Source organism: Kitasatospora sp. NPDC001119, from assembly GCF_053598475.1.
The window spans coordinates 23,473-47,693 of record NZ_JBSFKI010000037.1 but is presented as its reverse complement, the minus strand read 5'-3'; the positions used below and the strand labels follow the sequence as shown (position 1 = coordinate 47,693).

Annotated in this window: 22 protein-coding genes; 10 read left to right on the top strand and 12 right to left on the bottom strand. The window is 74.5% G+C overall.

Annotated elements, in window-relative coordinates; all coding sequences use genetic code 11:
* Positions 1–95 precede the first annotated feature (95 nt).
* The gene (locus ACWDD9_RS34305; protein WP_449813780.1) at positions 96–644 is read right to left on the bottom strand and encodes a PaaI family thioesterase; all 549 of its coding nucleotides are present in this window, start codon (positions 642–644) and stop codon (positions 96–98) included.
* Between the two features lie 200 nt (positions 645–844).
* On the opposite strand from ACWDD9_RS34305, the gene ACWDD9_RS34300 reads away from it, so the two are divergent.
* Positions 845–2,332 carry an extracellular catalytic domain type 1 short-chain-length polyhydroxyalkanoate depolymerase gene (locus ACWDD9_RS34300; RefSeq protein ID WP_449813779.1) on the top strand — a complete coding sequence of 496 codons (1,488 nt, stop codon included), beginning with the start codon at positions 845–847 and terminating at the stop codon, positions 2,330–2,332.
* Positions 2,333–2,445: 113 nt separating this feature from the next.
* Here the strand turns inward: ACWDD9_RS34300 and mca are convergent, their stop codons facing one another.
* Both mca and ACWDD9_RS34290 read right to left on the bottom strand, forming a co-directional pair.
* Positions 2,446–3,369, bottom strand: a complete 924-nt coding sequence (gene mca, locus ACWDD9_RS34295; protein WP_449813778.1) for a mycothiol conjugate amidase Mca — start codon at positions 3,367–3,369, stop codon at positions 2,446–2,448.
* 28 nt (positions 3,370–3,397) lie between these two features.
* Positions 3,398–4,843 carry an MDR family MFS transporter gene (locus ACWDD9_RS34290; protein WP_107086515.1) on the bottom strand — a complete coding sequence of 482 codons (1,446 nt, stop codon included), beginning with the start codon at positions 4,841–4,843 and terminating at the stop codon, positions 3,398–3,400.
* Between the two features lie 195 nt (positions 4,844–5,038).
* Between ACWDD9_RS34290 and ACWDD9_RS34285 the strand changes: the two genes are divergently transcribed.
* Positions 5,039–5,686, top strand: coding sequence for a TetR/AcrR family transcriptional regulator (locus ACWDD9_RS34285; protein ID WP_449813777.1), 648 nt, complete (start codon positions 5,039–5,041; stop codon positions 5,684–5,686).
* A gap of 118 nt (positions 5,687–5,804) precedes the next feature.
* Entirely contained in the window at positions 5,805–6,485 is a 681-nt protein-coding gene (locus ACWDD9_RS34280) for a DUF6445 family protein (protein WP_074003610.1), read from the top strand.
* Positions 6,486–6,515: 30 nt separating this feature from the next.
* Here ACWDD9_RS34280 and ACWDD9_RS34275 read toward each other — a convergent pair whose 3' ends face one another.
* Positions 6,516–6,692, bottom strand: a complete 177-nt coding sequence (locus tag ACWDD9_RS34275; protein WP_449813776.1) for a hypothetical protein — start codon at positions 6,690–6,692, stop codon at positions 6,516–6,518.
* A 148-nt stretch (positions 6,693–6,840) separates the two neighbouring features.
* On the opposite strand from ACWDD9_RS34275, the gene murQ reads away from it, so the two are divergent.
* Positions 6,841–7,746 (top strand): N-acetylmuramic acid 6-phosphate etherase, encoded by a 906-nt coding sequence (gene murQ / locus ACWDD9_RS34270; RefSeq protein WP_449813775.1) that lies wholly within the window; start codon positions 6,841–6,843, stop codon positions 7,744–7,746.
* Between the two features lie 58 nt (positions 7,747–7,804).
* Here murQ and ACWDD9_RS34265 read toward each other — a convergent pair whose 3' ends face one another.
* Positions 7,805–8,317 carry an isochorismatase family protein gene (locus ACWDD9_RS34265; RefSeq protein WP_449813774.1) on the bottom strand — a complete coding sequence of 171 codons (513 nt, stop codon included), beginning with the start codon at positions 8,315–8,317 and terminating at the stop codon, positions 7,805–7,807.
* A 50-nt stretch (positions 8,318–8,367) separates the two neighbouring features.
* Positions 8,368–9,081, bottom strand: a complete 714-nt coding sequence (locus ACWDD9_RS34260) for a TetR/AcrR family transcriptional regulator C-terminal domain-containing protein (RefSeq protein WP_375874984.1) — start codon at positions 9,079–9,081, stop codon at positions 8,368–8,370.
* A 127-nt stretch (positions 9,082–9,208) separates the two neighbouring features.
* Between ACWDD9_RS34260 and ACWDD9_RS34255 the strand changes: the two genes are divergently transcribed.
* Positions 9,209–10,504, top strand: coding sequence for an MFS transporter (locus ACWDD9_RS34255; protein WP_449813773.1), 1,296 nt, complete (start codon positions 9,209–9,211; stop codon positions 10,502–10,504).
* Between the two features lie 29 nt (positions 10,505–10,533).
* On the opposite strand, the gene ACWDD9_RS34250 is transcribed toward ACWDD9_RS34255, so the two are convergent.
* A complete protein-coding gene (locus ACWDD9_RS34250) occupies positions 10,534–11,061 on the bottom strand; it encodes a YcxB family protein (RefSeq protein WP_449813772.1) in 528 nt (175 codons plus the stop codon).
* Between the two features lie 249 nt (positions 11,062–11,310).
* On the opposite strand from ACWDD9_RS34250, the gene ACWDD9_RS34245 reads away from it, so the two are divergent.
* On the top strand, positions 11,311–12,840 hold the full coding sequence (locus ACWDD9_RS34245; RefSeq protein WP_449813771.1) for a hypothetical protein: 1,530 nt from the start codon (positions 11,311–11,313) through the stop codon (positions 12,838–12,840).
* 51 nt (positions 12,841–12,891) lie between these two features.
* On the opposite strand, the gene ACWDD9_RS34240 is transcribed toward ACWDD9_RS34245, so the two are convergent.
* Positions 12,892–14,430: a glutamate synthase subunit beta gene (locus ACWDD9_RS34240; RefSeq protein WP_375874987.1), complete on the bottom strand. Its 1,539-nt coding sequence runs from the start codon at positions 14,428–14,430 to the stop codon at positions 12,892–12,894.
* Positions 14,431–14,628: 198 nt separating this feature from the next.
* Here ACWDD9_RS34240 and ACWDD9_RS34235 point away from each other — a divergent pair, with 198 nt between their 5' ends.
* Positions 14,629–15,309: a response regulator transcription factor gene (locus tag ACWDD9_RS34235; RefSeq protein ID WP_049654967.1), complete on the top strand. Its 681-nt coding sequence runs from the start codon at positions 14,629–14,631 to the stop codon at positions 15,307–15,309.
* Positions 15,306–16,784 (top strand): sensor histidine kinase, encoded by a 1,479-nt coding sequence (locus tag ACWDD9_RS34230; protein ID WP_449813770.1) that lies wholly within the window; start codon positions 15,306–15,308, stop codon positions 16,782–16,784. Before ACWDD9_RS34235 ends, ACWDD9_RS34230 begins: the two co-directional genes overlap by 4 nt.
* 54 nt (positions 16,785–16,838) lie before the next feature.
* Here ACWDD9_RS34230 and efeB read toward each other — a convergent pair whose 3' ends face one another.
* From efeB to ACWDD9_RS34215, 3 genes are all read right to left on the bottom strand, one after another.
* Positions 16,839–18,173: an iron uptake transporter deferrochelatase/peroxidase subunit gene (gene efeB / locus ACWDD9_RS34225; protein WP_449813769.1), complete on the bottom strand. Its 1,335-nt coding sequence runs from the start codon at positions 18,171–18,173 to the stop codon at positions 16,839–16,841.
* Positions 18,173–20,263, bottom strand: a complete 2,091-nt coding sequence (gene efeU, locus ACWDD9_RS34220; protein ID WP_449813768.1) for an iron uptake transporter permease EfeU — start codon at positions 20,261–20,263, stop codon at positions 18,173–18,175. The genes efeB and efeU overlap by 1 nt, the downstream gene beginning before the upstream one ends.
* Before the next feature lie 242 nt (positions 20,264–20,505).
* Positions 20,506–20,832 carry a hypothetical protein gene (locus tag ACWDD9_RS34215; RefSeq protein WP_049657126.1) on the bottom strand — a complete coding sequence of 109 codons (327 nt, stop codon included), beginning with the start codon at positions 20,830–20,832 and terminating at the stop codon, positions 20,506–20,508.
* 408 nt (positions 20,833–21,240) lie between these two features.
* Between ACWDD9_RS34215 and qcrB the strand changes: the two genes are divergently transcribed.
* Positions 21,241–22,863, top strand: coding sequence for a cytochrome bc1 complex cytochrome b subunit (gene qcrB / locus ACWDD9_RS34210; RefSeq protein ID WP_449813804.1), 1,623 nt, complete (start codon positions 21,241–21,243; stop codon positions 22,861–22,863).
* A gap of 93 nt (positions 22,864–22,956) precedes the next feature.
* Here qcrB and ACWDD9_RS34205 read toward each other — a convergent pair whose 3' ends face one another.
* Positions 22,957–23,358 (bottom strand): cytochrome C oxidase subunit I, encoded by a 402-nt coding sequence (locus ACWDD9_RS34205; RefSeq protein ID WP_375874991.1) that lies wholly within the window; start codon positions 23,356–23,358, stop codon positions 22,957–22,959.
* Positions 23,359–23,562: 204 nt separating this feature from the next.
* Here ACWDD9_RS34205 and ACWDD9_RS34200 point away from each other — a divergent pair, with 204 nt between their 5' ends.
* Positions 23,563–24,177, top strand: a complete 615-nt coding sequence (locus ACWDD9_RS34200) for an acyl-CoA-like ligand-binding transcription factor (RefSeq protein ID WP_375874992.1) — start codon at positions 23,563–23,565, stop codon at positions 24,175–24,177.
* Positions 24,178–24,221 lie beyond the last annotated feature (44 nt).

The following is a 24,221-nucleotide window of genomic DNA, read 5'->3' as shown; positions in this document are numbered from 1 at the left end:
GCCCCGGTCGCCACAGCGGCCGGGGCCCGGCCCTTTCCGGGGCGGGTACGGCGACCGCCCGGCCGGGCCACCCGCTCGGTCAGGCCTCCGGGCGGTCAGGCCGCCGGGCGGGGGGCCAGGATCGCGCAGGTGGTGGTGGCGTGCGCGTAGAGCTTGCCGTTCTCCGCGCCCACCACCCTGGCCTCCGCCGTCGCCATCGTCCGGCCCAGGTGCAGCACCACGCCCTCACAGCGCAGCGTCCCGGAGTCGGCGAAGAGCGGGCGCAGCATGTGGACGTTGAGCTGGGTGGTGGTGTAGCCCACCCCGGTCGGCAGCCTGCTCAGCACGGCGCAGCCGAGGGCCGAGTCGAGCAGAGCCGCCAGGTAGCCGCCGTGCACGGTGTTCATCGGGTTGTGCAGGTGCTCTCCGGGTTCGCCCCGGAACACCGCCGTCCCCGGCTTCACCTCGGTCAGGTGGAAGCCCATGGTGCTACAGATCGAGGGCTCCGGGATCCGCCCGGCGATCCACTCCAGCAGGATCTCCTCTCCGCTCAGGTGGGTGAACTCGGCGATCGGCGGGCCGGGCGTCCAGGTGTGGGTCCGGGTGCGCTGCTCCGGGCCGTTCGTGGGCTGGGGGCCCTCGGCGGCAATCTTATCGGTGGTCATGGGATCAACCTGCCTGGTCCGGCCGCCTGCCTCAAGTGCCTTACGGCGCACGGTGGGTACGGGGCCGCGGCCGCCGGACCATGGCGGCCCGTGCCATGCCCGGGCGGCGGACCCCGGATGACCGCCACATGGCACCGGGGCTCCTGGCGCGCCACGCTGCACGGGACCGGCCCCCACTCCTCCCCCGCCCAGGAGTCCCCATGCCACTGCGCCCCACCGCCGCGGCGCTGTTCACCGCCGCCGTCCTCGCGCTCGGTACCGCCGCACCCGGCGCGGCCGCGGCCTCCGACACGGTTTCCACCCTGCCGTCCGCAGCCGCAGCCGTAGCCGCAGCCGCGAGCGGCAGCTTCCAGCAGGTCACCGGGTTCGGCACCAATCCGGGCAATCTCGCGATGTACACCTACACCCCCGCCGGGCTGCCCAGCGGCGCTCCTCTGGTGGTCGCGCTGCACGGCTGCGTCCAGAGCGCCACCGACTACTACCGCAGCTCGGGCTGGACCAAGTTCGCCGACCAGTACGGCTTCGCGGTGGTGTTCCCGCAGACCAGCAGCGTCAACAACAGCCTCTCCTGCTTCAGTTGGTTCGACGCGGGCAAGGCCGCCCGGGGCGTCGGCGAGGCCAGGTCGGTGGTCGAGATGGTCACCAAGGCCGAGTCCCTGTACGGCTCGGACGCCCATCGGGTGTTCGTCACCGGGCTCTCGGCCGGCGGCGGGATGGCCGCCGACCTGCTGGCCGACTACCCCGACGTGTTCGCCGGCGGGGCGATCGACTCCGGGCTGCCCGCCCACTGCGCCGCCACCCAGGCCGCCGCCTCCGGCTGCCAGAACTCCGACCAGGGGCTCACCCCGGCCCAGTGGGGCGACAAGGTCCGGGCCGCGTACCCGGGTTACACCGGACCGTGGCCCAGGGTGGCGATCTGGCAGGGCACGGCCGACACCGTGGTCAGGCCGGTGAACGCGACCGAGCTGCGGGACCAGTGGACGAACGTCCAGGGCGTCGGCCGCCAGCCGACCGGCACCCTGAGCCTCCCCGGCGGCACCACCCAGGAGCTCTACGCCGACGCGAGCGGAAAGCCCGCCGTGGCAGTGTTCACGATCAGCGGGATGGGCCACGGCCTGGCCGTCCACCCGGGCTCCGGGGCCGACCAGTGCGGAGCGACCGGCGCCTACTTCCTCGACACGATCTGCTCCGGCTACTACACCGCGCAGTTCTGGGGGCTGGACGGCGGTTCCGGCCCCACCGACCCCGGGCTGCCGGCCCCGACCGGCCTGACGGCGAGCGCGACCGCCGGTTCGATCGCCCTCGGCTGGCAGGCCGTCAGCGGCGCGGCCTCCTACCAGGTCTTCCGCAACGGCGGTCAGGTCGGCACCACGACCGGCACGGCCTTCACCGACACCGGACTCGCGGCCGGCACCACGTACGGCTACACCGTGGCGGCGGTCGACGGCTCGGGCACGGTCGGCGCCCGCTCGGCGGCGGTGACGGCGACCACCCCTGGCGGGGGCGCGCCCCAGTGCTTCACCGCCAGCAACTACGACCAGGTCCTGGCCGGCCGTGCCACCCAGAGCGGCGGCCTGACCTTCGCGCTGGGCTCGGGCCAGAGCATGGGGCTCTGGAACACCTTCGTCACCCACACCCTGAAGCAGACCGGCCCGGGCTTCTACGTGCTCGCCGACGGCCAGTGCTGAACGGACGGCAGCCCGCCCGTCACCGAGCAGCACCACGACCACCCGCCCCACAACGGCCCGCAGCGCGACGGCCCGCACCACGACGGCCCGCGCCGCCACGCCGACCGTGAGGCTCATCCCGCCCCCACCTCCACCTCCGCCCGGAGCCCGGCGAACAGGTCGGTCTCGATCCCGCCCGCCGCGGCCGCCGCACCGGCCTCCGGCAGCAGACTCCGGGCGAGGTGGTAGTCCTCCGTCGGCCAGACCTCGCGCTCGATGTCCCGCGGGTGGGCCATGAAGGCCACACCCGGCTGCACCTGGGTGGCGTGCGCCAGCATCGCCGCGTCCCGTACGGCGAACTGCTCGGCGCACGCGATCCGGGTCGTGGTGGCCAGGGCGGGCGGGGTGTCGGGCCAGCCGGCCAGCAGCTCGCCCATCTCCGAGGGGACTCCGCGTTCCGTCATGGCCGTGTGCAGGGCCTGGAACCAGGCCCGGGAGAGCGCCAGGTGGTAGTAGAGCTTGGACACCTGCCAGGGCTCGCCCTGCCCGGGGTGGCGCTGCGGGTCGGCGGCGGCTTCTACGGCCGCCACGGTGACCCGGTTGGTCATCACGTGGTCCGGGTGCGGGTACCCGCCGGTCTCGTCGTAGGTGACGACCACCTGGGGGCGGAACTCCCGGATCAGCGCGGCCAGCGGCGCCGCCGCGAGCTCCACCGGCCGGGCCGCGAAGCAGCCCTCCGGGAGCGGTTCGCCCGGCCCGGGCATCCCGGAGTCGACGAAGCCGAGGAACCGCTGGCGCACACCGAGGATCTCCCGGGCGGCCGCCATCTCCTCGCGGCGGACGCGGGCGATGTCGGCCCGGACCTCGGGCCGGTCCATGGCCGGGTTGAGCACCGAGCCGCGCTCGCCGCCGGTGCAGGTGGCGACCAGGACGTCCACGCCCTCGGCCGCGTACCGGGCGAGGGTGGCCGCGCCCTTGCTGGACTCGTCGTCGGGGTGCGCGTGCACGCTGAGCAGGCGGAGAGCGCCGGGGTGACGGGTGGACACGGGTACCTCCATGCTTGGGTGGTCGGGATCCGCTCGGCGGTCAGCGGGACGGACGGGTGTTCGGGTAGAGCAGTGCCGGGGCGATGGCGAGTGCCGACAGGGCCAGCACCCACCAGAAGGTCTCGCCGAAGGCCGCACCCGGCTGGTCGGGGTGCCCGCCCTGCGCCTGCTGGAGCGCCAGCGTCAGCACCGCCGTGCCGAGCGCCCCGCCGAGCCGGTTGAGCACGTTGACCGCGCCCGCCGCCGCCGGCACCTGGGCCTTCTCGACGCTCCCGTACACCGCCGCCAGGCCGGGGATCGCGATCAGCCCCATGCCCGCGCCGCGCAGCGCCAGCGAGCCGGCGATCAGCCAGGCCGCCGGTTCGGAGCCGCTGCCCAGCCGGGTGAACGCGAGCGTGCCGACCAGGGAGCAGGCGATGCCGATCATGATCAGCGGACGCGGCGCGAAGCGGTCGGTGATCCGGGCGGCCAGCATGGCGGTGACCGCCGTACCGAGGGCCTGCGGCGCCAGCAGCAGACCGGCCTCCACCGCCCCGGCGTGCTTCACCTGCTGGTAGTACAGCGGCACCAGGAACATCGAGCTGTAGAGCGCGGCGCCCTGGAGGAAGCTGTTCGCCGTCGCCACGGAGAACCCGCGCCGGGCGAACAGCCGCAGGTCGATCAGCGGCGCCCGGCCGGCCTTGCGGCCCACCCGCAGCGCGTGCCAGCCGTAGACCGCCACCAGCACCGTGCCCACCACCAGCGCGACCCAACCGGCCGTCGCGCCGTCACCGATCGTCGAGAGCCCGTAGACCAGCCCGGTCAGACCGGGCGAGAGCAGCACCAGCCCCGTCACGTCCAGCCGGGGCTTCGGTATGTCCGACGCCTCGTCAGTCGGCAGCCAGCGGGCGGCGAGCAGCAGGATCACCAGCCCGACCGGCACGTTCAGCAGGAACATCCAACGCCAGTCGAAGTGCTCCAGCACCAGCCCGCCGAGGATCGGCCCCAGGACCGGGGCCAGGCTGATCGGGAGCATCAGCGTGCCCATCACCCGCCCGACCCTGGACGGCCCGGCCGCTTGTATGATGATCGCCTGGCCGAGCGGTTGAATCATCCCGCCGCCGATCCCCTGCAGCACCCGGAAGGCGATCAGACTGCCCGTCGACCAGGCCAGGCCGCACAGTGCCGATCCGAGCACGAACAGGACGACCGAGGCGAGCCACGCCCGCCGCCCCCCGAAGCGGCCGGCGGCCCAACCCGAGAGCGGCATGGTCAGCGAGATCGCCAGCAGGTACCCCGTGGCCACCCACTGCATCTCCGCGATCGAGCCGTGCAGATCGCGGCCGACGGAGTCGATGCCGACGTTGACGATCGTGCTGTCCAACAGCGCGAGCACCGGCCCCAGCGCGAGCACCGAGGCCATCTTCCACAGGCCCGCCGGAATCGGCTCCGGCGCCCCCTCCCGAACTCCTCCCGGCTGGTCCTTCGCGGCGACGGATGTCGTCATGCGCCCCTCCCCTAGTCGCAGTCGGGCCAGCGCCCCCCGAACCCGCGTACGGCACCCCGACGCTCGCTCGGCACACTCTCGGACGCTCACCCGGGCAGCCGCTCCGGCCGCCCGAGAAGAACTTAGGCCGGACCCACTGATTAGGTCAAGCCTAATTCCTGTACCCGACCCAGCAATCTGCGCTACGCTCCCGGCATGACCGAGAACGCGACCACGCCGAGCCTGCGCGAGCTCAACAAGCGCCGCACCCGCGAGGCGATCTCGCACGCCGCGACCAGGCTCTTCATCGAGCAGGGCTTCGACCGCACGACCATCGCCGAGGTCGCGGCCGCCGCGGGCGTCGCCAAGATGACCGTCACCAACCACTTCCCGCGCAAGGAGGACCTCTTCTTCGACCTGCACGAGGAGCTCGTCGTCCGGCTCGCCGCGACCGTCGCGGGGCGCGCGCCGGGCGAGTCCGCGCTCGCCGCGCTGCGCCGCGACTGCCTCGCCGGGCTCGACCGGCACGACGCCCGGCTCGGCTTCTCCGGCCCGGAGTTCGCCCGCACCGTCTTCGACAGCCCCGCCCTGGGCGCCCGGCTGCGCGAGCTGCACGAGCAGGGCGAGACGGCGCTCGCCGAGGCGCTGGCCGAGGCGGTGCACGAGAGACCCGTCGGCTTCGAGTGCCGCGTCGCCGCCGCGCTGCTCGCCGCCGTCGACCGCGCGGTGTTCGCCGAGGTGTTCCGCCGCACCCTGGCGGGCGAGGAGCAGGCGGCGATCGCCACCGCCGTCCGCCCCTCGGCGGTCCGGGCCTACGACCGTCTGGAGGGCGCCCTCGGGAGCTTCGCCGTACGGGGGGCCTAGGCCGCGGGCCCGGCCTCCGACCAGGGGCTGAACCACGTGTCCGGGCCGGAGCACCCTTGACGAAAGGTTGACCTGCTCACGGCAGAAGGTTGGCGATGGCCGCCTCTATCGTCGGCCCATGCCCTCACAGCCCATCAGGCCCACCACCCTGCCGGTCCTGCCCTACCGCAAGCCCACCCGGGGCCGGGACTACTGGGTCCTGGACAACGTGCTGCCCGACCCGGACGCCGTCCGGGAGCGCTGTCTGGCCCGCGGGGACTGGACCGAGGGCTACCCGCACCGCCCCGAGACCTGGCCAGGGCTGCGCACCATGCCGGGCCTGGAACCCGGGGAACTGGCCCGGGTCGAGTCGCTGGTCCGCAAGGCCACCGGCGCCTCCCGGCTCTGGGTGCAGAGCACCCCGGGCGGCGGCACGCTCAACCACAACTGCGTCCAGGTCGTCGGTGCCGGGGAGTCCGAGTCCCGCCCCCACACCGACTCCCGCGCGCTCTGCCGCTACGCCGCCGTCCTCTACCTCAGCCCCGGCGCCCCGAAGGACGCCGGCACCAGCTTCTACCGCCAGCAGTTCCCCGGCGGCCGCCTCGGCGGCAACCTGGTCAACGCCCCGCACAACAACCTGGTCGAGGCACTCGGCACCCGCCACGTTCCCGGCGACCACTTCACCGAGGACGTCCGCGTCCCCAACCGCTACAACCAGCTGCTCCTCTACCACGCCAACCTGATCCACAGCGCCACCGGCTACTACGGCACCGACCTGGCCGAGCGGCGGATGACGGCGGTCTTCTTCTGGATGGCCTGACCCCCACCCACTCTCCGGACGACCCACCCCTCAGCCGACGCCCACGTGCGCCAGACTCGCCCTGGTCAGCGCCGCCGCCAACCGGGCCTGGTCCGCCGGCCCGACCAGCGCCGCCAGTGCGGCCGGTTCACCCGGCAGCCCGAGCGTCCGGGCCTCCGCCAGCACCCGCTCGTCGAAGTACGGCCGCAGCGAGGGCCAGACCGCCATCGCCTCCCTCCGGCCTCCCCCATGCCCTCCGTCCACGCTTGCCCGGATTCGGGCGCCCCGCGCCCGGGGAGGCTGGCCGCATGAACGAGCGAATCATCGGACGACATGCCCAGGCGAATGCCACGGCCGCACGAAGCGAGGCGGGCGCATGAGTCGTGACACCGTTCCCGCGACCGAGACCATCCGCCCCGAGTGGGCCGCGATCGACGAGTTGCCCACGGTCGAGCTGCTCCGGCTGATGAACGCCGAGGACCGCACGGTGCCCGAGGCCGTCGCCGGGGAGTTGGAGCGGATCGCCGCCGTGGTCGACGCCGTGGCCGCCCGGATGGCGCGTGGTGGCCGACTGGTCTACGCGGGCGCCGGGACGGCCGGGCGGCTCGGCGTGCTGGACGCCGTCGAGTGCCCGCCGACCTTCGGCACCGATCCGGCGCTGGTCGTCGGCCTGATCGCGGGCGGGCGCCCGGCCGTCACGGCGGCGGCCGAGGGCGCCGAGGACCGCACCGACCTCGCCGAGGCCGATGTGGCCGCACTCGCCCTCACCTCCGCCGACACCCTGGTGGGCGTCTCCGCCTCCGGCCGTACGCCCTACCCGCTGGCCGCCGTCCACGCCGCGCGCGCGGCCGGGGCGCTGACCGTCGGACTGGCGTGCAACCGCGGCTCGGCGCTCGCGGCCACGGCCGAGCTGGGCATCGAGGTGGAGGTCGGCCCGGAAGTGCTGGCCGGATCGACCCGGCTCAAGGCGGGCACGGCGCAGAAGCTGGTGCTCAACCTGCTGTCCACGGCGGTGATGGTCCGGCTCGGCCGGACGTACGGAAATCTGATGGTCGACCTCCGCGCCACCAACGACAAGCTGCGCGACCGCGCCCGACGGATCGTCGCCGAGGCGACCGGCGCCGACGGGACCGCGGTCGACCGCGCCCTGAGCGCGACCGGCGGCCGGGTCAAGGACGCCATCCTCTCCCTGCTCGCGGACGTGGACGCCCCCACCGCAGCGCGCCTGCTCACGGCCTCGGAGGGACGGCTGCGCGAAGCCCTCCGCCTCGCCCGGCCGTAGCAGCCCTGCACCGCGCCCGGCCAAAACCCCGCCCGGCCGTAGCCCCGCCCCCGCCGACTCACCCCAACCGCACGTCCGCCGCCACGACGACCTCGCCGAGGCGCGGGAAGTCCAGGTCCACCGACGCCCGGTGCTCCTCCGCCGTGAGCGCGGCCATCGCGTCCTCGACGAACAGCAGCCGGTACCCGTGGTCGCCGGCAGCCCGGGCGCTGGACTCCACGCCGAGGTTGGTGGCGATCCCGGTGAACACCAGGGTCTCCACGCCCCGCGCCCGCAGCAGCCCGTCCAGGCCGGTGCCCTGGAAGGCGCCGATGGTGCGCTTCACCACGACCTCGTCGGCCACCGCCGCGACCTCCGCGACCAGCCCGCTCCCGGGCGGCTGCTCGGCGACGTTCGGCCGCTCGACCCGCACCGCGACCACGGGCGCGCCCGCCGCCCGGAACTCCCGGGCCGGCTCCAGCGCGGCCTCCACTACCTCCGAACCGGTGCGCGGCGCGAGCGGGTTGGCGACGATCCGGTCCATCAGGTCGATCAGGACCAGGGCCGTACTGCGGGGATCAAGGGTGGTCATGGACGTCACGCTAGTCCAGTCACGCCGGCCCGTCCGACAACCGGCCCATCCTACGACCGCCCCTCCTGGGCCCGACCCTCCGAGGCCCGGACCTCCGACGCCGGAGCGCCCTCCGCCGTCACCGGAGCGCCCTCCGCCCCCGCCTCCCGCGCGATCTCCGCCCGGAACCCCTCGATCAGCACCCGCAGCCCGTACTCGAAGTCCGCGTCGTGGTCGGTCATCCGCAGCACGTCCACCGCCTCGCGCAGCAGCGGCAGTTCGCGCAGCGCCTCGTCCGGGAACGGCGGCCGGTCGCGGTCCGCGGTGTCCTGCCGCCAGGCCTGCTCCTCGGTGACCCAGCCCATGATGTACCGGTCGACGGTCAGCAGCAGCCGCAGCGCCGTACGCGGGCGCAGCCCGGCCCCGCACAGGGCGGCCAACTGGGCCTCGACCGCCGGGAGTTCATCCTCGCTGGGCAGGGTGCCGGCGTGCACCCGGGCGCCGTCGCGGTAGGCGAGCAGGGCGCCGCGCTTGGCGCGGGCGTCGGCGGCGATCCACTCGGGCCAGTGCGCCGGGTCCGGCTCGCGGTCGGGCGGGAGGGCCTCGGCGAGCATCGCCTCGGCCATCAGGTCGAGCAGTTCCCGCTTGTTCTTGAAGTGCCAGTACAACGCCGGTGACTGGACGCCGAGTTCACGGGCGAGCCGGCGGGTGGTCAGCCCGTCGATGCCCTCCTCGTCGAGCAGGCGCAGCGCCGTGCGCACCACCTCGTCGCGTTGCAGCGCCATCCGATCGCCCTCCTGGGTTATCCGCTTGCCAGACCCACCTTATCGCCGATAAGTTCCCGAGCTGGAATTTATCAGCGATAAGGACGGCCGTCGCGACGCCGACGACCCCGAAGGGATCCCACCCCTCGTGACCTCCAACCCGAACCCCACCTCCAGCCCCGACCGCCCCTGGTCCCGCCTGCTGCCGAACACCGCCCCCTGGCGCTCCTCCCGGGACTTCCGGCTGACCTGGACCTCCGGCACCGTCACCCTGCTCGGCTCGATCTTCACCATGACCGCGATCCCGCTCCAGATCGCCGACCTCACCGGCTCGCCGCTGGCCGTGGGCGCGGTCGGCGCGGTCGAGCTCGTGCCCGTCATCCTGTTCGGCCTCTACGGCGGCGTCCTCGCCGACCGCGCCGACCGCCGCACCGTCGCCCTGGCCACCGAGGTCGCCCTGGCCGCGCTCAGCGCCTTACTGCTGGCCAACGCGCTGCTCGGCGCCCCCGCCGTCTGGCCGCTCTACGTCGCCGCCGGGGTGGCGGCGGCGATCCAGGGCATCCAGCAGCCCTCGGTCGAGGCGATGGTCCCCCGCCTGGTGCCCCAGGACCAGCTGGTGGCGGCGGGTGCCCTGCTGTCCCTGCGCTGGAGCATCGGCGGCGTGGCCGCCCCGGCGGCGGCCGGCCTGCTGATCGCGACCGCCGGCGTCCCGGCGGCCTACCTGGTCGACCTCGGCACCTTCCTGCTCTCGATCGCCCTGCTCGCCCGGGTCCGGCCGATCCCCTCGGAACGGGACGCCGAGGCGCCGCAGCTCACCGAGTTCCTCGACGGCGCCCGGTACGCGGCCCGGCGGCCCGATCTGGTCGGCACCTACCTGGCCGACCTCGCGGCCACCGTCTTCGCCCTGCCCACCGCGCTCTTCCCGTTCCTGGCCGCGGAGTTGGACGCCACCTGGGCGCTCGGCCTGCTCTACTCGGCCGGTGCGGCCGGCAGCCTGATCGCCGCCGCGACCGGCGGGTGGGCGGAGCGGGTGCACCGGCACGGCCGGCTGGTCCTGCTCTCCGCCGCCCTGGTCGGCGCGGCGACGGCGGCGGCCGCCTTCGCCCCGGGCCTGTGGGCCGTCCTGCTCTGCCTGACCGTCGCGGGCGGCGCGCACTGGGTCGGCGACACCTTCCGCAGCGCCATCTGGAACCAGTCCATTCCGGACGAACTCCGGGGCCGAGCAGCCGGGTTGGAGATGCTGATCGGCTCCGCCGGGCCGGCCCTGGGCGACCTGCGGGCGGGCGGGCTCGCCGCCCGCCAGGGCATCCGGGCCGCGCTGCGCACGGGGGGCCTGCTCTGCCTCGGCAGCTCGGCCGCAGTGTCCGCCGCGCTCCCCGCGCTCTGGCGCTACGACCAGCGGACGCACCGCACCGGGACGGCCGCGCCGGAGCCCACCCCGTGACGCGCCCGCCGCACCCACCCCACGACTGCTCAGTCCCGGACGAGCGCCGTCGCGTGCCGGTCGATCAGCTCAGCCAGCCCCCGGAGGTCGTCGACCCCGCGCTTGGGCAGCATGGTCAGCACACCGGTCTCCTCGTCACCGCTCAGCAGCAGGAACAGCCGGGGCGTCTCCAGGTAGTACCGCTGCTCCGACCAGGCGAACTCGGTGACCGCGGCCTCGGTGCTCACGACCACCCCGTGGTCGTCCAGCAGGACCCTGAACTCGCCCTTCTCCGTCGCCGCCCTCGTCACCCGCCGCACCCGCGTCGCGGGCCCCGCGAGAACCACGAGCAGCACGACCGCCACCAGCAGGGCGACCAACCGCAACACCGTCCCGCCGAGGACGGCGAGCAGCCCGACGACCGCCGTCCCGCCGACGGCCACCGTGCACACGGCCCGCCGCGACCGGCGTCCGGCCGCCGTGCACCGCTCCCACGCCGCGAAGGCCTCCCGGAAGTCCTCGGCCGTCGGGGTGTAGCGGACCTCGACCGACGTCACCGCCCGCTCGTCGGAACCCACGTCCCACACCCTCCGACCCATGTACGCACAACTCCTGACACCAGCTTCGCCGGATCGTAGCAAAGACCGTACGTACCCGATGCGACCGCGTCCACGGCCTCCCGGCCCTCCGGCGTGAATGCGCCGCTCCCGGCACCCACCCGTTGACCGACCACCCCGCCCGGCGGTTGGCTCACCCCGAGCCGGCCGCCGGGGAGTTCGGCGTCCACCGCCGACGCGGCACGGCCCGATCCCAGGGGAGGGAACCCGATGACCCGCATCCGCCGCCCACTGCGCGCGGCCCGCACCCTCGCGGCCGCCGCACTGGCCGCCGCCGTCACCATCGCCGTCGCCGCCCCCGCCCAGGCGGCCCCGTCCACCACACAACCGTCCGCCACACGACCGTCCACCTGGCCGGGCGGCACGGGCACCGAACGCGTCTCCGTCGGCCCCGGCCAGGCGCAGGCCACCGGCGCCTCGCAGGCCCACGGCCTGAGCGCCGACGGGCGCTACGCCGTCTTCACCTCGGAGGCGGCCGACCTGGTGCCCGGCGACACCAACGGCGCCGTCGACGTCTTCGTCCGCGACCTGTGGACCGGCCGCACCGAACGGGTCGACACCGGTCCGGGCGGCGTCCAGGCCGACGGCGCCGCCCACCACGCCGCGATCAGCGGCGACGGCCGTTACGTGGCGTTCGGTTCCAGCGCCACGAACCTCGCCCCCGGCGCCAACCGCGGCTACCAGGACGTCTACGTCCACGACCGCTGGACCGGCGAGACCCGGCTGGTCAGCGTCGGCAAGGCGCCGGGAGCCCCGCAGACCGACCGGGTGTCCGACGTCCCCTCGATCAGCTGGGACGGCCGCTACGTCGCCTACCAGTCCAACCGCAGCGACCTCGCCCCCGGCACGGTCACCTGGTTCGGCGGCAACATCTACGTCACCGACCTCTGGACCGGCGACACCCGCCTGGTCAGCGTCGGCGCGGACGGCAAGGAGGCCGACGCCTCCTCCGCCTCGCCGGAGATCAGCGGCGACGGCAGCACGGTCGTCTTCATCTCCAAGGCGACCAACCTCATCGGCCCGGGCCGGCCCGACACCCTCTCCCCGGCCGCCGTCGCCGAGCTCAGGGCCGGCTCCGACGAGGAGTTCGCCGCCGACTCCCTCCGCCCGGAAGCCCGCTCAGACTCCCGCCCGAACGCCCGCCCGGACACCCGCTCAGACGCCCGCGCAGAGCTCCTCAAGCCGCGCCTGTACCCGCTGTACGCCCGCGACCTGCGCGCCGGGCGGACCAGCCTGGCCTCCTCGGCCCCCGACGGCGGCTACAAGGGCGCGGCCGACCCGTCGATCAGCCCGGACGGCCGCTACGCCGTCTACTCCTCCTGGGTCGTCCACGGCGACACCTCCTGGGACCGCCACTTCGAGCTGTACGTCCGCGACCTCCGGCAGGGCACCGAGACACTGGTGAGCGTCGGCCTGCCCGGGACGAAGACCACCCTCGACTCCTTCGGCGGCCGGCTGACGGCGGACGGCCGGTGGGTCTACTTCAGCTCGGCGGCGGAGAACCTCGTCCCCGGCGACACCAACAACGCCGAGGACGTGTTCCGGCGCGACCTGTGGACCGGCCGCACCGAGCGGGTCAGCGTGGCGGGCGACGGTTCCCAGACCACCGGCTCCTCGTACGCCCCGTTCCCCGACGCCTTCGGCACCGCGGTGGTGTTCACCTCGTCCGACAGCACCCTCGTCCCGGGGGACACCAACAACGCCGAGGACGTGTTCCTCCGCCGCCTCCCGCTGTTCTGACACCCGCCCCGACCACCCTCACCACCCCGACCGGCGCGGGTGCTCCCGGTCTCACACCGTGAGCGCCCGCGCCGAGGCCCGGATCGGCGCCGGCAGTTCCGTCCACCCCCGCAGGTACCGGTCGACCGCCGCGGCCACCGCCCGCCCCTCGGCGATCGCCCAGACGATCAGCGACTGCCCGCGCCCGGCGTCCCCCGCGACGAACACGCCCTCCGCCGCCGTGGCGAAGCCGTCGTCCCGGGCCAGGGTGCCCTCCGGCCCGGTGGCGAGGCCGAGTTGGGCGAACAGCGGCCGGTCCGGGTCCGGCCCGGTGAAGCCCAGCGCGAGCAGCACCAGCTGCGCCGGCAGCCTCCGCTCGGTGCCCGCCCGCGGGCTGCGGTCGGCGGGCTCGGCCTCGGCGAAGCGGACGGCGGCCAGCCGGCCGTCCGGGCCGGGCTCGAATCCGACGGTGGTGGCCGCGAACACCCGGGGCCCGGCCTCCGCCGCACCGGACTCCTCGTGCGAGGTGGTCTCCCGGTACACCTTGGGGTACACCGGCCAGGGCTGCCCGTCGGCCCGGTCCCGCGGCGGCCGCGGGTTGATGTCCAGCTGGGTGACGGAGGCGGCGCGCTGGCGCAGCGCCGTCCCCAGGCAGTCCGCCGCCGTGTCGCCGCCGCCGACGATCACCACGTGCCGCCCCTCGGCGGACAGCGGCGAGACCGGGCAGTCGCCCTCGTCCACCCGGTTCGCCCAGGTCAGGTACTCGATCGCCTGGTGCACCCCGGTCAGCTCCCGCCCCGGCACCGGCAGCTCCCGGCAGGCGGTCGCGCCCACCGCGACCACCACCGCGTCGTACCCGGCCCGCAGTTCCTCGCCCGGGACGTCCCGGCCGACCCACACCCCGGTGCGGAAGTCGGTGCCCTCGGCCCGCAGCTGGTCCAGCCGGCGCTCCAGCCGGTGCTTCTCCAGCCGGAACGGCGGGATGCCGTACCGCAGCAGCCCGCCCGCGCGGTCGGCCCGCTCGTACACGGTGGTGGCGTGCCCGGCCCTGGTCAGCTGCTGGGCGGCGGCCAGCCCGGCCGGGCCCGAGCCGATCACCGCGACCCGCCGCCCACCGGAGCGCTCGGCGCGGTCGGGCGGCCGGGGCCCGTCCCAGCCCGCGTCCAGGGCCCGGTCGGCGATCGCCAGTTCCACGTTCTTGATCGTCACCGCCGCGCCGTCGATGGCCAGCACGCAGGCGCTCTCGCAGGGCGCCGGGCAGAGCCGCCCGGTGAACTCCGGGAAGTTGTTGGTCGCCAGCAGCCGTGCCGCGGCCGCCCGCCAGTCCGCGCCGGCCTCCGCGCCGACCTCCGCGCCCGCTCCGGCCCCCTCCCCGGACCCCGTCCCCGACTCCGCCACCAGCCGGTTCCACTCCGGCACCAGGTTCCCGAGCGGACAGGCGCTGTGGCAGAACGGCAGCCCGCAGTCCATGCACCGCCCCGCCTGCCCGCCCACCACCGGCAGCAGCGGGCCGGGCCGGTACACCTCCCGCCAGTCCCCCAGCCGCTCCCGCGCATCACGCCGCACCCGCTCCTCGCGCGGGGTGGTGAAGAAGGCCATCCGGTCTGCCATCGCGGCCTCCGGCAGGGCGTGCCGACTCGGATCAGGCGGCCCACCCGGCGGCGCGCCACCGTACGGCCACCGTACGCCCGCGAAGCACCGCGCGACAGCCCCGGCCGTCACGGACCGCCCCGGAGCGGCCGCGGAGCGGGCCCGGACACCCCGCCCCCGCCCGGCACCGCCGTGAGCACGCCAGGGAGAATCTCCGCCATGACCCACACCGTGCTGATCGCCGAGGACGACCGGGCCATCCGCGACTCGCTCGCCCGCGCGCTGATGCTGCAGGGCTACCGGGTGCGGGTCGCCGCCGACGGCACCCAGACCCTGGCCGTCCTCGCGGAGCAGCGCCCGGACGTCCTGGTGCTCGACGTGATGATGCCCGAGCCGGACGGCCTGGAGGTCTGCCGCCGGCTGCGCGCGGCCGGCGACCGCACCCCGGTGCTGATGCTCACCGCCCGGGTCGAGGTGCCGGACCGGATCGCCGGCCTGGACGCGGGCGCGGACGACTACCTGGTCAAGCCCTTCGACGTGGACGAGCTGTTCGCCCGCCTGCGCGCCATGCTTCGCCGCCGTCCACCGGAGTCCGCCACCGAGGTGCTGACCGTCGCCGACCTGCGGATCGAGCCGCCCGCCCGCCGGGCCTGGCGCGCCGCCCAGGAGCTCGAACTGTCCCGCACCGAGTTCGACCTGCTGGAGCTGCTCGCCCGGCACGCCGGCGCCGTCCTCGACCAGGCCACCCTGTACGAGCGGATCTGGGGCTACGACTTCGGCCCCGGCTCGAAGAACCTCGCGGTGTTCATCGGCTACCTGCGCCGCAAGCTCGACCGCCCCGGCCTGGCGCCGCTGATCCACACCGTCCGCGGCGTCGGCTACACGCTGCGCGAGCCGTGACCGGCCCGGCCCGCCGCCTCCCCCGGTTCCCGCGCCCGGCCCGCCGCGCGCCCCGGCCGCCGCGCCCGACCGGCCGGCTCCCCCGTCTCCCCGGGCTGCCGCGCCCCGGCCTGCCAACCACCTTCGCGCTGGCCTTCGCCGCGATCGCCGCGCTGGTCGCGGTGCTGATCGGCGCACTCGGCTACGACGCCGCCGCGCGGCTGATCCGGGACGACGAGACCGCCGACTTCGGGGCCGCCGTCGACTCGGTCGGCCGCCAGGTCCAGCGGGAGGTCCTCTTCCCGGGCGACTTCGCCGGCCCGAGCGGCCTGAGCGCCGACCTGGTCCGCCCGATCCGGGTCACCACCCAGTCGCTCGACCCCGACGGCGCGGTGCTGCCCGGCACCGCCCGGCTCGACCTGCCGCCGAGCCCGTCCGACCACGAGCTCGCCCACGCCGACCAGCCGGGCCGCACCTCGATCGGGCTGCGCCACGAGCACCGCGAGGCCTACCGGGTCGGCGTGGTCTCGCTCGGCGGCCGACGCGGGGCGGTCCAGATCATCCAGCAGGTCGGGCCCACCGAGAAGCTGCTGACCACCCTGCGCACCCGTACGGTCGCCCTGGTGGCGATCGTCGCGGTGCTCGCCGGCGGGGCCGGCCGGCTGCTCGCCCGACGGATCACCCGACGCCTGGTCCGGCTCACCCACGCGGCCGAACTGGTCGCCGCCAGTGGGCGGTTGGACGTCCCGGTGCCCGCCGCCGGCACGGACGAGGTGGGCCGGCTCGGCCGGGCCTTCGACCGGATGCTGGGCCGGCTCGCCACCGCCAAGGAGAACCAGCGCCGACTGGTCCAGGACGCCGGGCACGAGCTGCGCACCCCGCTGACCAGCCTGCGCACCAACCTCTCGGTGCTCCCCAGCCTGGACCGGCTGCCGCCCGCCGAACGCGCCGCGCTGATGGCCGATCTGGTCGAGGAGACCCGGGAGTTGACCCAGCTGGTGGAGGAGCTGGTGGCGCTCGCGGCGGACCGAAGGGCGGACGAGCAGCCGACCGAGGTGCTGCTCGCCGACGTGGTCCGGCAGGCCGCCGCCCAGGCCCGGCGGCGCGGCGACCGGGAGGTCGTGGTGGACGCGGACGCGACCGTGGTCACCGCCCGGCCGGACGCACTGGCCCGCGCGGTGGGCAACCTGCTGGACAACGCCGCCAAGTTCGACCCCGCCGGGACGGGCCCGATCGAGGTGGTGGTGCGCGGCCCGCGGGTGGAGGTGCGCGACCGCGGCCCGGGCATCGACGCGGCCGACCTCGACCGGGTCTTCGACCGCTTCTACCGGGCCACCGCCGCCCGCGGCCTGCCCGGCTCCGGCCTGGGCCTGGCCATCGTGCACGAGGTGGCCCGCTCGCACGGCGGTACGGCCTTCGCCGCCAACCGCGAGGGCGGCGGCGCGGTGATCGGCTTCACCCTCGGCGCCGACGGAGCGGACGGGCCCGACGGCTGAGCACGCGGACGGGCCCGGCGCACAGCAGCGCCGGGCCCGCGGTGGAACCGACCGTCAGACGGCGGCCAGCAGCCCCCGCCCGAGCCAGTCGGCCTCGTCCTTCACCCCCGGCAGGACGAAGAAGTAGCCGCCGCCGGTCGGCGAGATGTAGTCCACCAGCGGCTCGCCGATCAGCCGGGTCTGGGTGGCCTCGAACTGCCGCACCACGTCCTGCTGGTAGCAGCAGAACACCAGGCCCATGTCCAGGTTCCCGGCCCGGTCGACGCCCCGGTCGTAGTTGAAGCCCCGGCGCAGGATGCGCGAGTTGTCGGTGTCGGCGGTGCGCGGGTTGGCGAGCCGGATGTGGGCGTCGAGCGGGATCGCCTTGCCGTCCGGGTCCTTGGCGTAGTCCGGTGCGTCGGTCTCCCGGGCGCCGTCCAGCGGCGCGCCGGTGTCCCGGCGGCGGCCGAACATCTTCTCCTGCTCGGTGAGGGTGACGCGGTCCCAGAACTCGATCAGCATCCGGATGATCCGGATCACCTGGTAGCTGCCGCCGGTCGCCCAGGCCGGCTCGCCCGTCCCGTCGGTGACCCAGACCAGCCGGTCCATCTCGCGCGCGGAGCCGGTGTCCGGGTTGACGATGCCGTCCTTGAAGCCGAGCAGGTTGCGCTGGGCGCCGTCCGGGCGGGACTGGTTCTGGAAGCCGTCGATCCGCCAGAGGATCTGCAGCGCGCCCCGGGTGTGCCGGGTGATGTCGCGCAGCGCGTGCAGCACGGTGTCCTGGCGGTCGGCGCAGATCTGCAGCGAGAGGTCGCCGTGCAGTTCGGCGGCCTGGAGGTTGTCGTTCGGGAAGGTCTTCATCGACGCGAGCCTGACGGGCTTGGCCTTGGCCAGCCCGTAGCGGTCGTCGAAGAGCGAGGCGCCGACGCCGACCGTGACGGTCAGGTGGTCGGCGGGGACGGTCGGGCCGAGGATGCCGCTGTCCGAGGGCGGCGCGCCGACGCCGAGGTCCGGCGGGGTGCCGCCGGCGGTGAGGAAGCGGATCCGCTCGGTCAGGGTCCGGAACAGCGTTTCGAGGCCCTGGCGGTCCTGGGCGATCACCTGGCAGGAGACGAAGGCCGCGAAGCCGGGGGCCGCCGTGGTGACGCCGGCCTGGTGGGCCCCGTGGAAGGGCACCGCCCCGGCCTTCTCCTGCGTGCCGTCCCCGGCGGCGGCCGGTCCGGCGGCGAGGGCGAGGCCGCCACCGGCCAGCACGGCCGCTCCGGCGCCCGCGCCGAGCGCGGCCCGGACGAAGCTGCGCCGGGCCGGTCCGGCCGGGCAGCCGCCCGGCGCGGCGGCAGCGGCCTCGGTGGCGGCGGCAGCGGCGTGCGGGAACGGGCAGGACCCGGTGGCTGCGGTGTGGTCGGTCATCAGGCGGCCTTCCGGATCTCGAGCAGGGCGGGGACGGGGGCGAGGTCTTCGAGCAGTTCACCAGTGGCGCCGTTGAGCTGTCGGCGGGCGTCGGCGGGCAGCCGGTCGACCGGGGTCCAGCCCTCGGGCCGGTGGGCGGCGGCGACCAGGTCGCCGACCCGCTTCATCCCGGCGTTCACCTTGACGAGCACCTGCGGGTCCCGCTCGTCGAGCAGCGGCTGGAGCAGGGTCAGCAGTTCCTGGGTGCCGGTCAGGTTGGCCTGGGCAGTGGCCAGGTTGGTGCCGCTGCCCATGTCGGTGTCGCCGGTCAGCTCGAACTGGAGGGTGTTCTCCAGGATCTCGTGGGCGCGCAGCGGCAGGTCGCCGGGGGCGAAGTCCTGCCCGGGGAAGTCGTGCGCCAGCTTCTCCACGTTCTGCGCAAGGTCGTCGGCGACGGGCGTCAGCTCGGCGGCGGACTGGTCGTGCCAGAGGCCGTACTCCAGCCGCAGGAAACCGGTGAAGCCCGGGTCCCGCTCCTTCTCGGCGAGTCCGTCCGGGCGGCCGTCGATCTTGCCGTCGAGGTCGGCGAAGGTGCCGTACGCGGCGCCGAGCGAGGCGTACCGGAGGTGGGCGGTGAGCCAGTCGGCCTTCGCCGTGGCGAGGTCCCCGGAGCGCACGTCGGCCTGGAGCTTCCGGCTCTCCGTCACGAGCGTCGCGAGGCCCTGGTCGACGTACTCCTTGTAGCTGTCCAGCGGGGCCTTGAGGTCCTCCTCGGCGACCGGCTTGACGGCCTTGACCACGGCGGCGCCGCTGACGTGCACGGCGGCCGAGGTGACGGACTTGCCACCGGTGGGCACGCAGCGCCAGGCGTAGTCGCCGGAGCCGATGGTGGCGGTCAGGGCGCGGGTGGTGCCGGGGGCCAGGCCCTCGATCTCCCCGTAGACCGCGCCGCTGCCCGGGTCGACGAGGTAGACCTCGGCGACCTTGTCACCGGTGTTGCGCATCTGGAACACCTGCTGGCCGGGCCGCGGGTCGGCGAAGCCCTTGCCGCACTCCTGCTCGGAGACGGCGACGGTGGCGGAGCCGCCCTGCTTGCCCTCGCTGACCGCGATCACCACGCCGGCCACCACGACCGGCACGGCGATCGCCGCGGTCGGCAGCACCCAGCGCGGCCGGCCCGCCCGCACCGGTCCGGCCGTACCCCCGCCCTCGCCCTCGGCCCCGCCCGCGGCGGGCTTCGCCTCGGCGGGAGCGGCGGGAGCGGCGGCCGGGGCTGCCTGGGCCGCCTGGGCGCGCCCGCCACTGCGGACCCCCTCGACGAACAGCGTCATCACGACGCCCAGGTACGCGACGTAGCCGACGACCTGGAGCACCGTCATGGTGACGGTCAGGTTGAGGGTGCCCTGGACCAGCGTCGCGTACCAGGACGAGGCGTCCAGGTGCCCGCTCAGGTCGAAGGCGTACGAGGTGCCGCCGCCGACCAGGCCGGACTCCTGGAGGTCCCGCAGGCCGTAGCCGAGGACGCCCGCCGCGACAACGATCAGTCCGACGCCGGTGATGGTGAAGAACCGGGTGAGGTTCATCTTCAGGGCCCGCCGGTACAGGCCCCAGCAGAGCCCGGCCGAGAGCACCAGGCCGACGGCCGCGCCGATCAGCGGCCCGGTGGACTCCCCGGCGGTGCGCACGTTGGTCCACAGGAAGAGCGAGGTCTCCAGGCCCTCGCGGGCGACCGCGAGGAAGCTGGTGAGCACCAGCGCGCCGGCGCCCATCGCCAGCGAGGCCTGGACCTTCTCCTTGATCTCGGCGGAGAGGGTGCGCGCCGAGCGCCGCATCCAGAACACCATCGCAGTGACGAAGCAGACCGCGATCAGGCTGAGCACCCCGCCGAACGCCTCCTGGGCGTGGCCGGAGAGGTTGGCGGCGGTGAAGGTGAGCACCGCGCCGAAGCTCAGGCTGAGCGCGACGGCCGCCGCGACGCCCGACCACACCTGGGGCAGCCGGGCCTTCTGGTCCGCCCGCACCAGCGTGGCGACCAGGATCGACACGATCAGTCCGGCTTCCAGGCCCTCGCGCAGACCGATCAGGAAGCTGGGAAACGCCTCATCCCACATACGGCGGGCTCCTCCCCCGGGCCGGCCCGGGTCGTTCACCTGTCCTCGACCCCGCCGCGGTGGCGGCGGGGCGGCACAGCCGAACGCCCCGGACACTGCGGTCCAGGGCGCCACGGCTTAGCTTAGGCAAACCTTAGAGCCGCGCAGGTCAACCGCACCCCCGGTTCGGGTAAGGGTTCGGTATGAGCTCGCCCTCGTGTTGACCAAACCCGCAGGCCGGAGGGATCGTCAGGAGCCCCGGGTCACCCCCACCACTGCTCCGGCACCGCCTCCGGTTCGGGCGACTCCGGCACCGTCACCGGTTCGGCGCAACGCACCAGGAGATCACCCTCCTCCGTTCCGGCGACGAGGTAGCCGCACTCGCGCAGCACGACCGCGGCCGCGCCGCTCAGCGCCGCGAGCGCCTCCCGGGAGGGCGGCCCGCCCGGCTCCGCGCCCGGCGTCCAGCCGACCACCACGCCCTCGGGGTGGCGGTCGATCCACAGCGGTGAGGGGCCCGGTCCGGTGTCGAACCCGGCGCGGGCCAGGGCCTCGGTGACGTCCTCGAAGAGTTCACGGTGATCCACCATTGGCGCAGCGTAGGCCCCGGACCTCGCGACCCCCGGACGCGGCGCGCGCCGAAACGCTTCAGCGGCACCCGACCGCAGCATCGGCACCCGTTGGGCCGAGCGGCGGCCAGCCGATCGGGCGTCAGGAACCCCCGTCCGGCCCGACACGCACGGCCGGACGGGCCGATGGACGTGCACAGTCGGCCCCCTGCCGACAGCATGACAGAGTAAGCGCTCCATCACCCTGAGCAACGGGCCCAGCGGAACAGCTGGTCCGCGCGCCGGTCCCGCCGGCGGGCCCGTATCGAGAGGTCCCATGATCACAACACTTCGCCGGCCGCCGTTCCCGCCGGCGGGCCTCCGGCACGGTACGCCGCGGACGCCGGGGAGCCCGTCGTGAGAGCCGACCAGCAGTCGCAGCCGGGACCGGTGACCACCACGCGCGCCGACCCCGCCAACAAGGCCGAGGCGCTCGCCGACTGGGCGGACGGCCGACTCGGCATCTACTCCCTGGCCAAGGCCAACCTGCGCAAGATCTTTCCCGACCACTGGTCCTTCATGCTGGGCGAGATCGCGCTCTACACCTTCGTCATCATCATCCTCACCGGCGTCTGGCTCACCCTGTTCTTCGTGCCGAGCATGGGCGAGGTCGTCTACGACGGGTCGTACGTCCCGCTCAGGGGCATCCCGATGTCCGAGGCCTTCTCCTCGACCGTCAAGATCAGCTTCGACGTGCGCGGCGGCCTGCTGATGCGCCAGATCCACCACTGGGCCGCGATCGTGTTCGTCGCCTCGATGCTGACCCACATGATGCGCGTCTTCTTCACCGGCGCGTTCCGCAAGCCGCGCGAGATCAACTGGGTCTTCGGGGCGCTCCTGCTGATCCTCGGCATGTTCGACGGCTTCATGGGCTACTCGCTGCCCGACGACCTGCTCTCCGGCACCGGCATCCGCTTCATGGAGGGCGCGGTCCTCGCCGTCCCGATCGTCGGGACGTACCTGCAGTTCTTCCTCTACGGCGGCGAGTTCCCGGGGCACGACATCATCCCCCGGCTGTTCACCGTCCACGTCCTGCTGATCCCCGGGATCATGGTGGGCCTGCTGGCGGCGCACCTGATCCTGGTCTTCTACCACAAGCACACCCAGTTCGCCGGGCCCGGCCGGACCAACAGCAACGTGGTCGGCATGCCGCTGCTGCCGGTCTACACCGCCAAGGCGGGCGGCTTCTTCTTCCTGGTCTTCGGCGTGGTCTCGGTGATGGCGGCGATCGCCACCGTCAACCCGATCTGGATGTACGGCCCGTACCGACCGGACCAGGTGACCACCAACGCCCAGCCCGACTGGTACATGGGCTTCTCCGAGGGCCTGATCCGCGTGATGCCCGGCTGGGAGATCAGCGTCTGGGGCGGCCACACCCTCAACCTCGGGGTGTTCGTCCCGCTGATGGTCTTCCCGACCGTCCTGCTGGCCATCTGGTGCTACCCGTTCCTGGAGGCCTGGATCACCGGGGACCGGGGCGAGCACCACATCGCCGACCGGCCGCGCAACGCCCCGGTCCGCACCGCCTTCGGCGCGGCCTGGATCAGCCTCTACCTGATCCTGCTGGCCGGCGGCGGCAACGACCTGCTGGCCACCCACTTCCACCTCTCGATCAACGCGATCACCTACGCGGTGCGGATCGGCTTCTTCACCGTGCCGGTCGTCGTGTTCGTGATCACCAAGCGCTGGTGCCTGGGCCTCCAGCGGCGGGACAAGGAGAAGGTGCTGCACGGCCGGGAGACCGGCGTCATCAACCGCCTCCAGCACGGCGAGTTCGTCGAGGTGCACGCCCCGCTGCCGCAGGGCCGGCTCTACACCCTCACCTCGCACGACCAGCCGCAGCCCTCCGAGCTGCCGCCCGAGGTGGACGAGAACGGCGTGGCCCGCAAGGCCGGGCTGTGGACCCGCGCGCGGGTCAAGCTCTCCCGCGGCTTCTACGGCGAGTACAGCCAGATCGCCAAGCCCACCGTCGAGGAGCACGAGGAGATCGGCAGCGGCCACGGCCACCACTGATCCCCTCCCGCACCTGGAAAGGGCCCGCCGCACCGGGAACGGTGCGGCGGGCCCTCGTCGTGCCGGGGCCCGTCGACGGCGGGCCCGGGCCGCTCAGCCGCGCAGGACGGCCGGGACCACGGCGAACAGCGCCGCCGTCACGGTGACGGAGAGGCAGAGCGCCGCCCAGCGGGCGCAGATCCGGCGGCACTCGACGCGGTACCGGGCGGCCAGCCGGCGGCAGCGCTCGACCGCGCGGTCGACGACCTCCTCGGCGTAGCGCAACCGGTCGGCGGCGTAGGCCTGTTCGAGGCTCTCCCGCTCCGCCGCCGGCAGCCACGGGAACTGCGCGACGAACGCGCGGGCGTCCCGTTCGGCCGCCGCGACCTCCGCCTCCCAGGCCAGGAACCCCTCGATGCGGGCGAACTCCGCCCGGGAGTTCACCCGGGCACCGACGCCGGCGGGCCTGCCCTGCCGGGGCGTCCGCGCTCTCGGCGGACGCTGTCTGCCACCCATGACCGCTCCTCCAGTCCTGTCGAGTCGTCCCGCCGGAAAGCCTGCGGGGTCGGGCTCCCGACGGGGATCGCTCCGCGACCAGGCAACTACTACCAGCGACAAACCGCAGGTGGCGGGCGGCTCGCCATAGCCCGCGCGGCCGGGAAAAACTTGCGTGCCACGCACTATTGCGCGTCACGCACCTTTCGCGGGACAGTGGTGGCCATGACGAAGGACCAGCCCGGCCTGCGGGAACGGAAGAAGGCCGCGACGCGGGAGGCACTGGGCTGGGCCGCACTGCGGCTCGCGGTGGAGCGGGGGCTGGAGAACGTCCGGGTGGAGGACATCGCGGCCGCGGCCGGGGTGTCCCCGCGCACCTACAACAACTACTTCTCCAGCAAGGCCGAGGCGATCGTCTCCCGGCACCGCGACCGGGTCCTCCAGGCCGCCGGGGCACTGCGGGCCCGCCCCGCCGAGGAGCCGCTGTGGGAGGCGCTGACCCGCTCCCTCGTCGCACCGTACGTCGGCGCGCCCGAGGAACCCGACCCGCGCTGGACCGCCGCCGTGCGGCTGCTGCTGCGCGAACCGGCGCTCCAGGCCGAACTGCTCCGCGACAGCGCCGGGGTCCGGAGGGAGCTGGCGGCGGCGGTGGCCGCCCGGACTGGGACCGACGCCGACCGGGACCTCTACCCGAACCTGGTCGCCTCGGCCGCGCTCTCCGCGCTGCAAGCCGCCAACGAGCACTACCTGGCCGCCGACCCGGTGGTGCCGTTCCAGCCGCTGCTCACCGAGGCGCTGCGCCAGCTGGCGGCCGGGCTGCCCGATCCTTCGTCACGGTGACCCCACCGCATCCGAGGGGCATTCGACATGAACGGGGACTTGAG

Bases quoted from the DNA above. Each gene is read 5' to 3' on its own strand.
- ACWDD9_RS34240 (WP_375874987.1), bottom strand. From the start codon at position 14,430: ATGGCAGACCGGATGGCCTTCTTCACCACCCCGCGCGAGGAGCGGGTG.
- ACWDD9_RS34260 (WP_375874984.1), bottom strand. From the start codon at position 9,081: ATGGCGCTGCAACGCGACGAGGTGGTGCGCACGGCGCTGCGCCTGCTC.
- ACWDD9_RS34200 (WP_375874992.1), top strand. From the start codon at position 23,563: ATGACGAAGGACCAGCCCGGCCTGCGGGAACGGAAGAAGGCCGCGACG.
- ACWDD9_RS34245 (WP_449813771.1), top strand. From the start codon at position 11,311: ATGACCCGCATCCGCCGCCCACTGCGCGCGGCCCGCACCCTCGCGGCC.
- efeB (WP_449813769.1), bottom strand. From the start codon at position 18,173: ATGACCGACCACACCGCAGCCACCGGGTCCTGCCCGTTCCCGCACGCC.
- ACWDD9_RS34275 (WP_449813776.1), bottom strand. From the start codon at position 6,692: ATGGCGGTCTGGCCCTCGCTGCGGCCGTACTTCGACGAGCGGGTGCTG.
- efeU (WP_449813768.1), bottom strand. From the start codon at position 20,263: ATGTGGGATGAGGCGTTTCCCAGCTTCCTGATCGGTCTGCGCGAGGGC.
- ACWDD9_RS34300 (WP_449813779.1), top strand. From the start codon at position 845: ATGCCACTGCGCCCCACCGCCGCGGCGCTGTTCACCGCCGCCGTCCTC.
- ACWDD9_RS34285 (WP_449813777.1), top strand. From the start codon at position 5,039: ATGACCGAGAACGCGACCACGCCGAGCCTGCGCGAGCTCAACAAGCGC.
- ACWDD9_RS34305 (WP_449813780.1), bottom strand. From the start codon at position 644: ATGACCACCGATAAGATTGCCGCCGAGGGCCCCCAGCCCACGAACGGC.
- ACWDD9_RS34205 (WP_375874991.1), bottom strand. From the start codon at position 23,358: ATGGGTGGCAGACAGCGTCCGCCGAGAGCGCGGACGCCCCGGCAGGGC.
- ACWDD9_RS34235 (WP_049654967.1), top strand. From the start codon at position 14,629: ATGACCCACACCGTGCTGATCGCCGAGGACGACCGGGCCATCCGCGAC.
- ACWDD9_RS34215 (WP_049657126.1), bottom strand. From the start codon at position 20,832: ATGGTGGATCACCGTGAACTCTTCGAGGACGTCACCGAGGCCCTGGCC.
- mca (WP_449813778.1), bottom strand. From the start codon at position 3,369: ATGGAGGTACCCGTGTCCACCCGTCACCCCGGCGCTCTCCGCCTGCTC.
- ACWDD9_RS34280 (WP_074003610.1), top strand. From the start codon at position 5,805: ATGCCCTCACAGCCCATCAGGCCCACCACCCTGCCGGTCCTGCCCTAC.
- murQ (WP_449813775.1), top strand. From the start codon at position 6,841: ATGAGTCGTGACACCGTTCCCGCGACCGAGACCATCCGCCCCGAGTGG.
- ACWDD9_RS34290 (WP_107086515.1), bottom strand. From the start codon at position 4,843: ATGACGACATCCGTCGCCGCGAAGGACCAGCCGGGAGGAGTTCGGGAG.
- ACWDD9_RS34265 (WP_449813774.1), bottom strand. From the start codon at position 8,317: ATGACCACCCTTGATCCCCGCAGTACGGCCCTGGTCCTGATCGACCTG.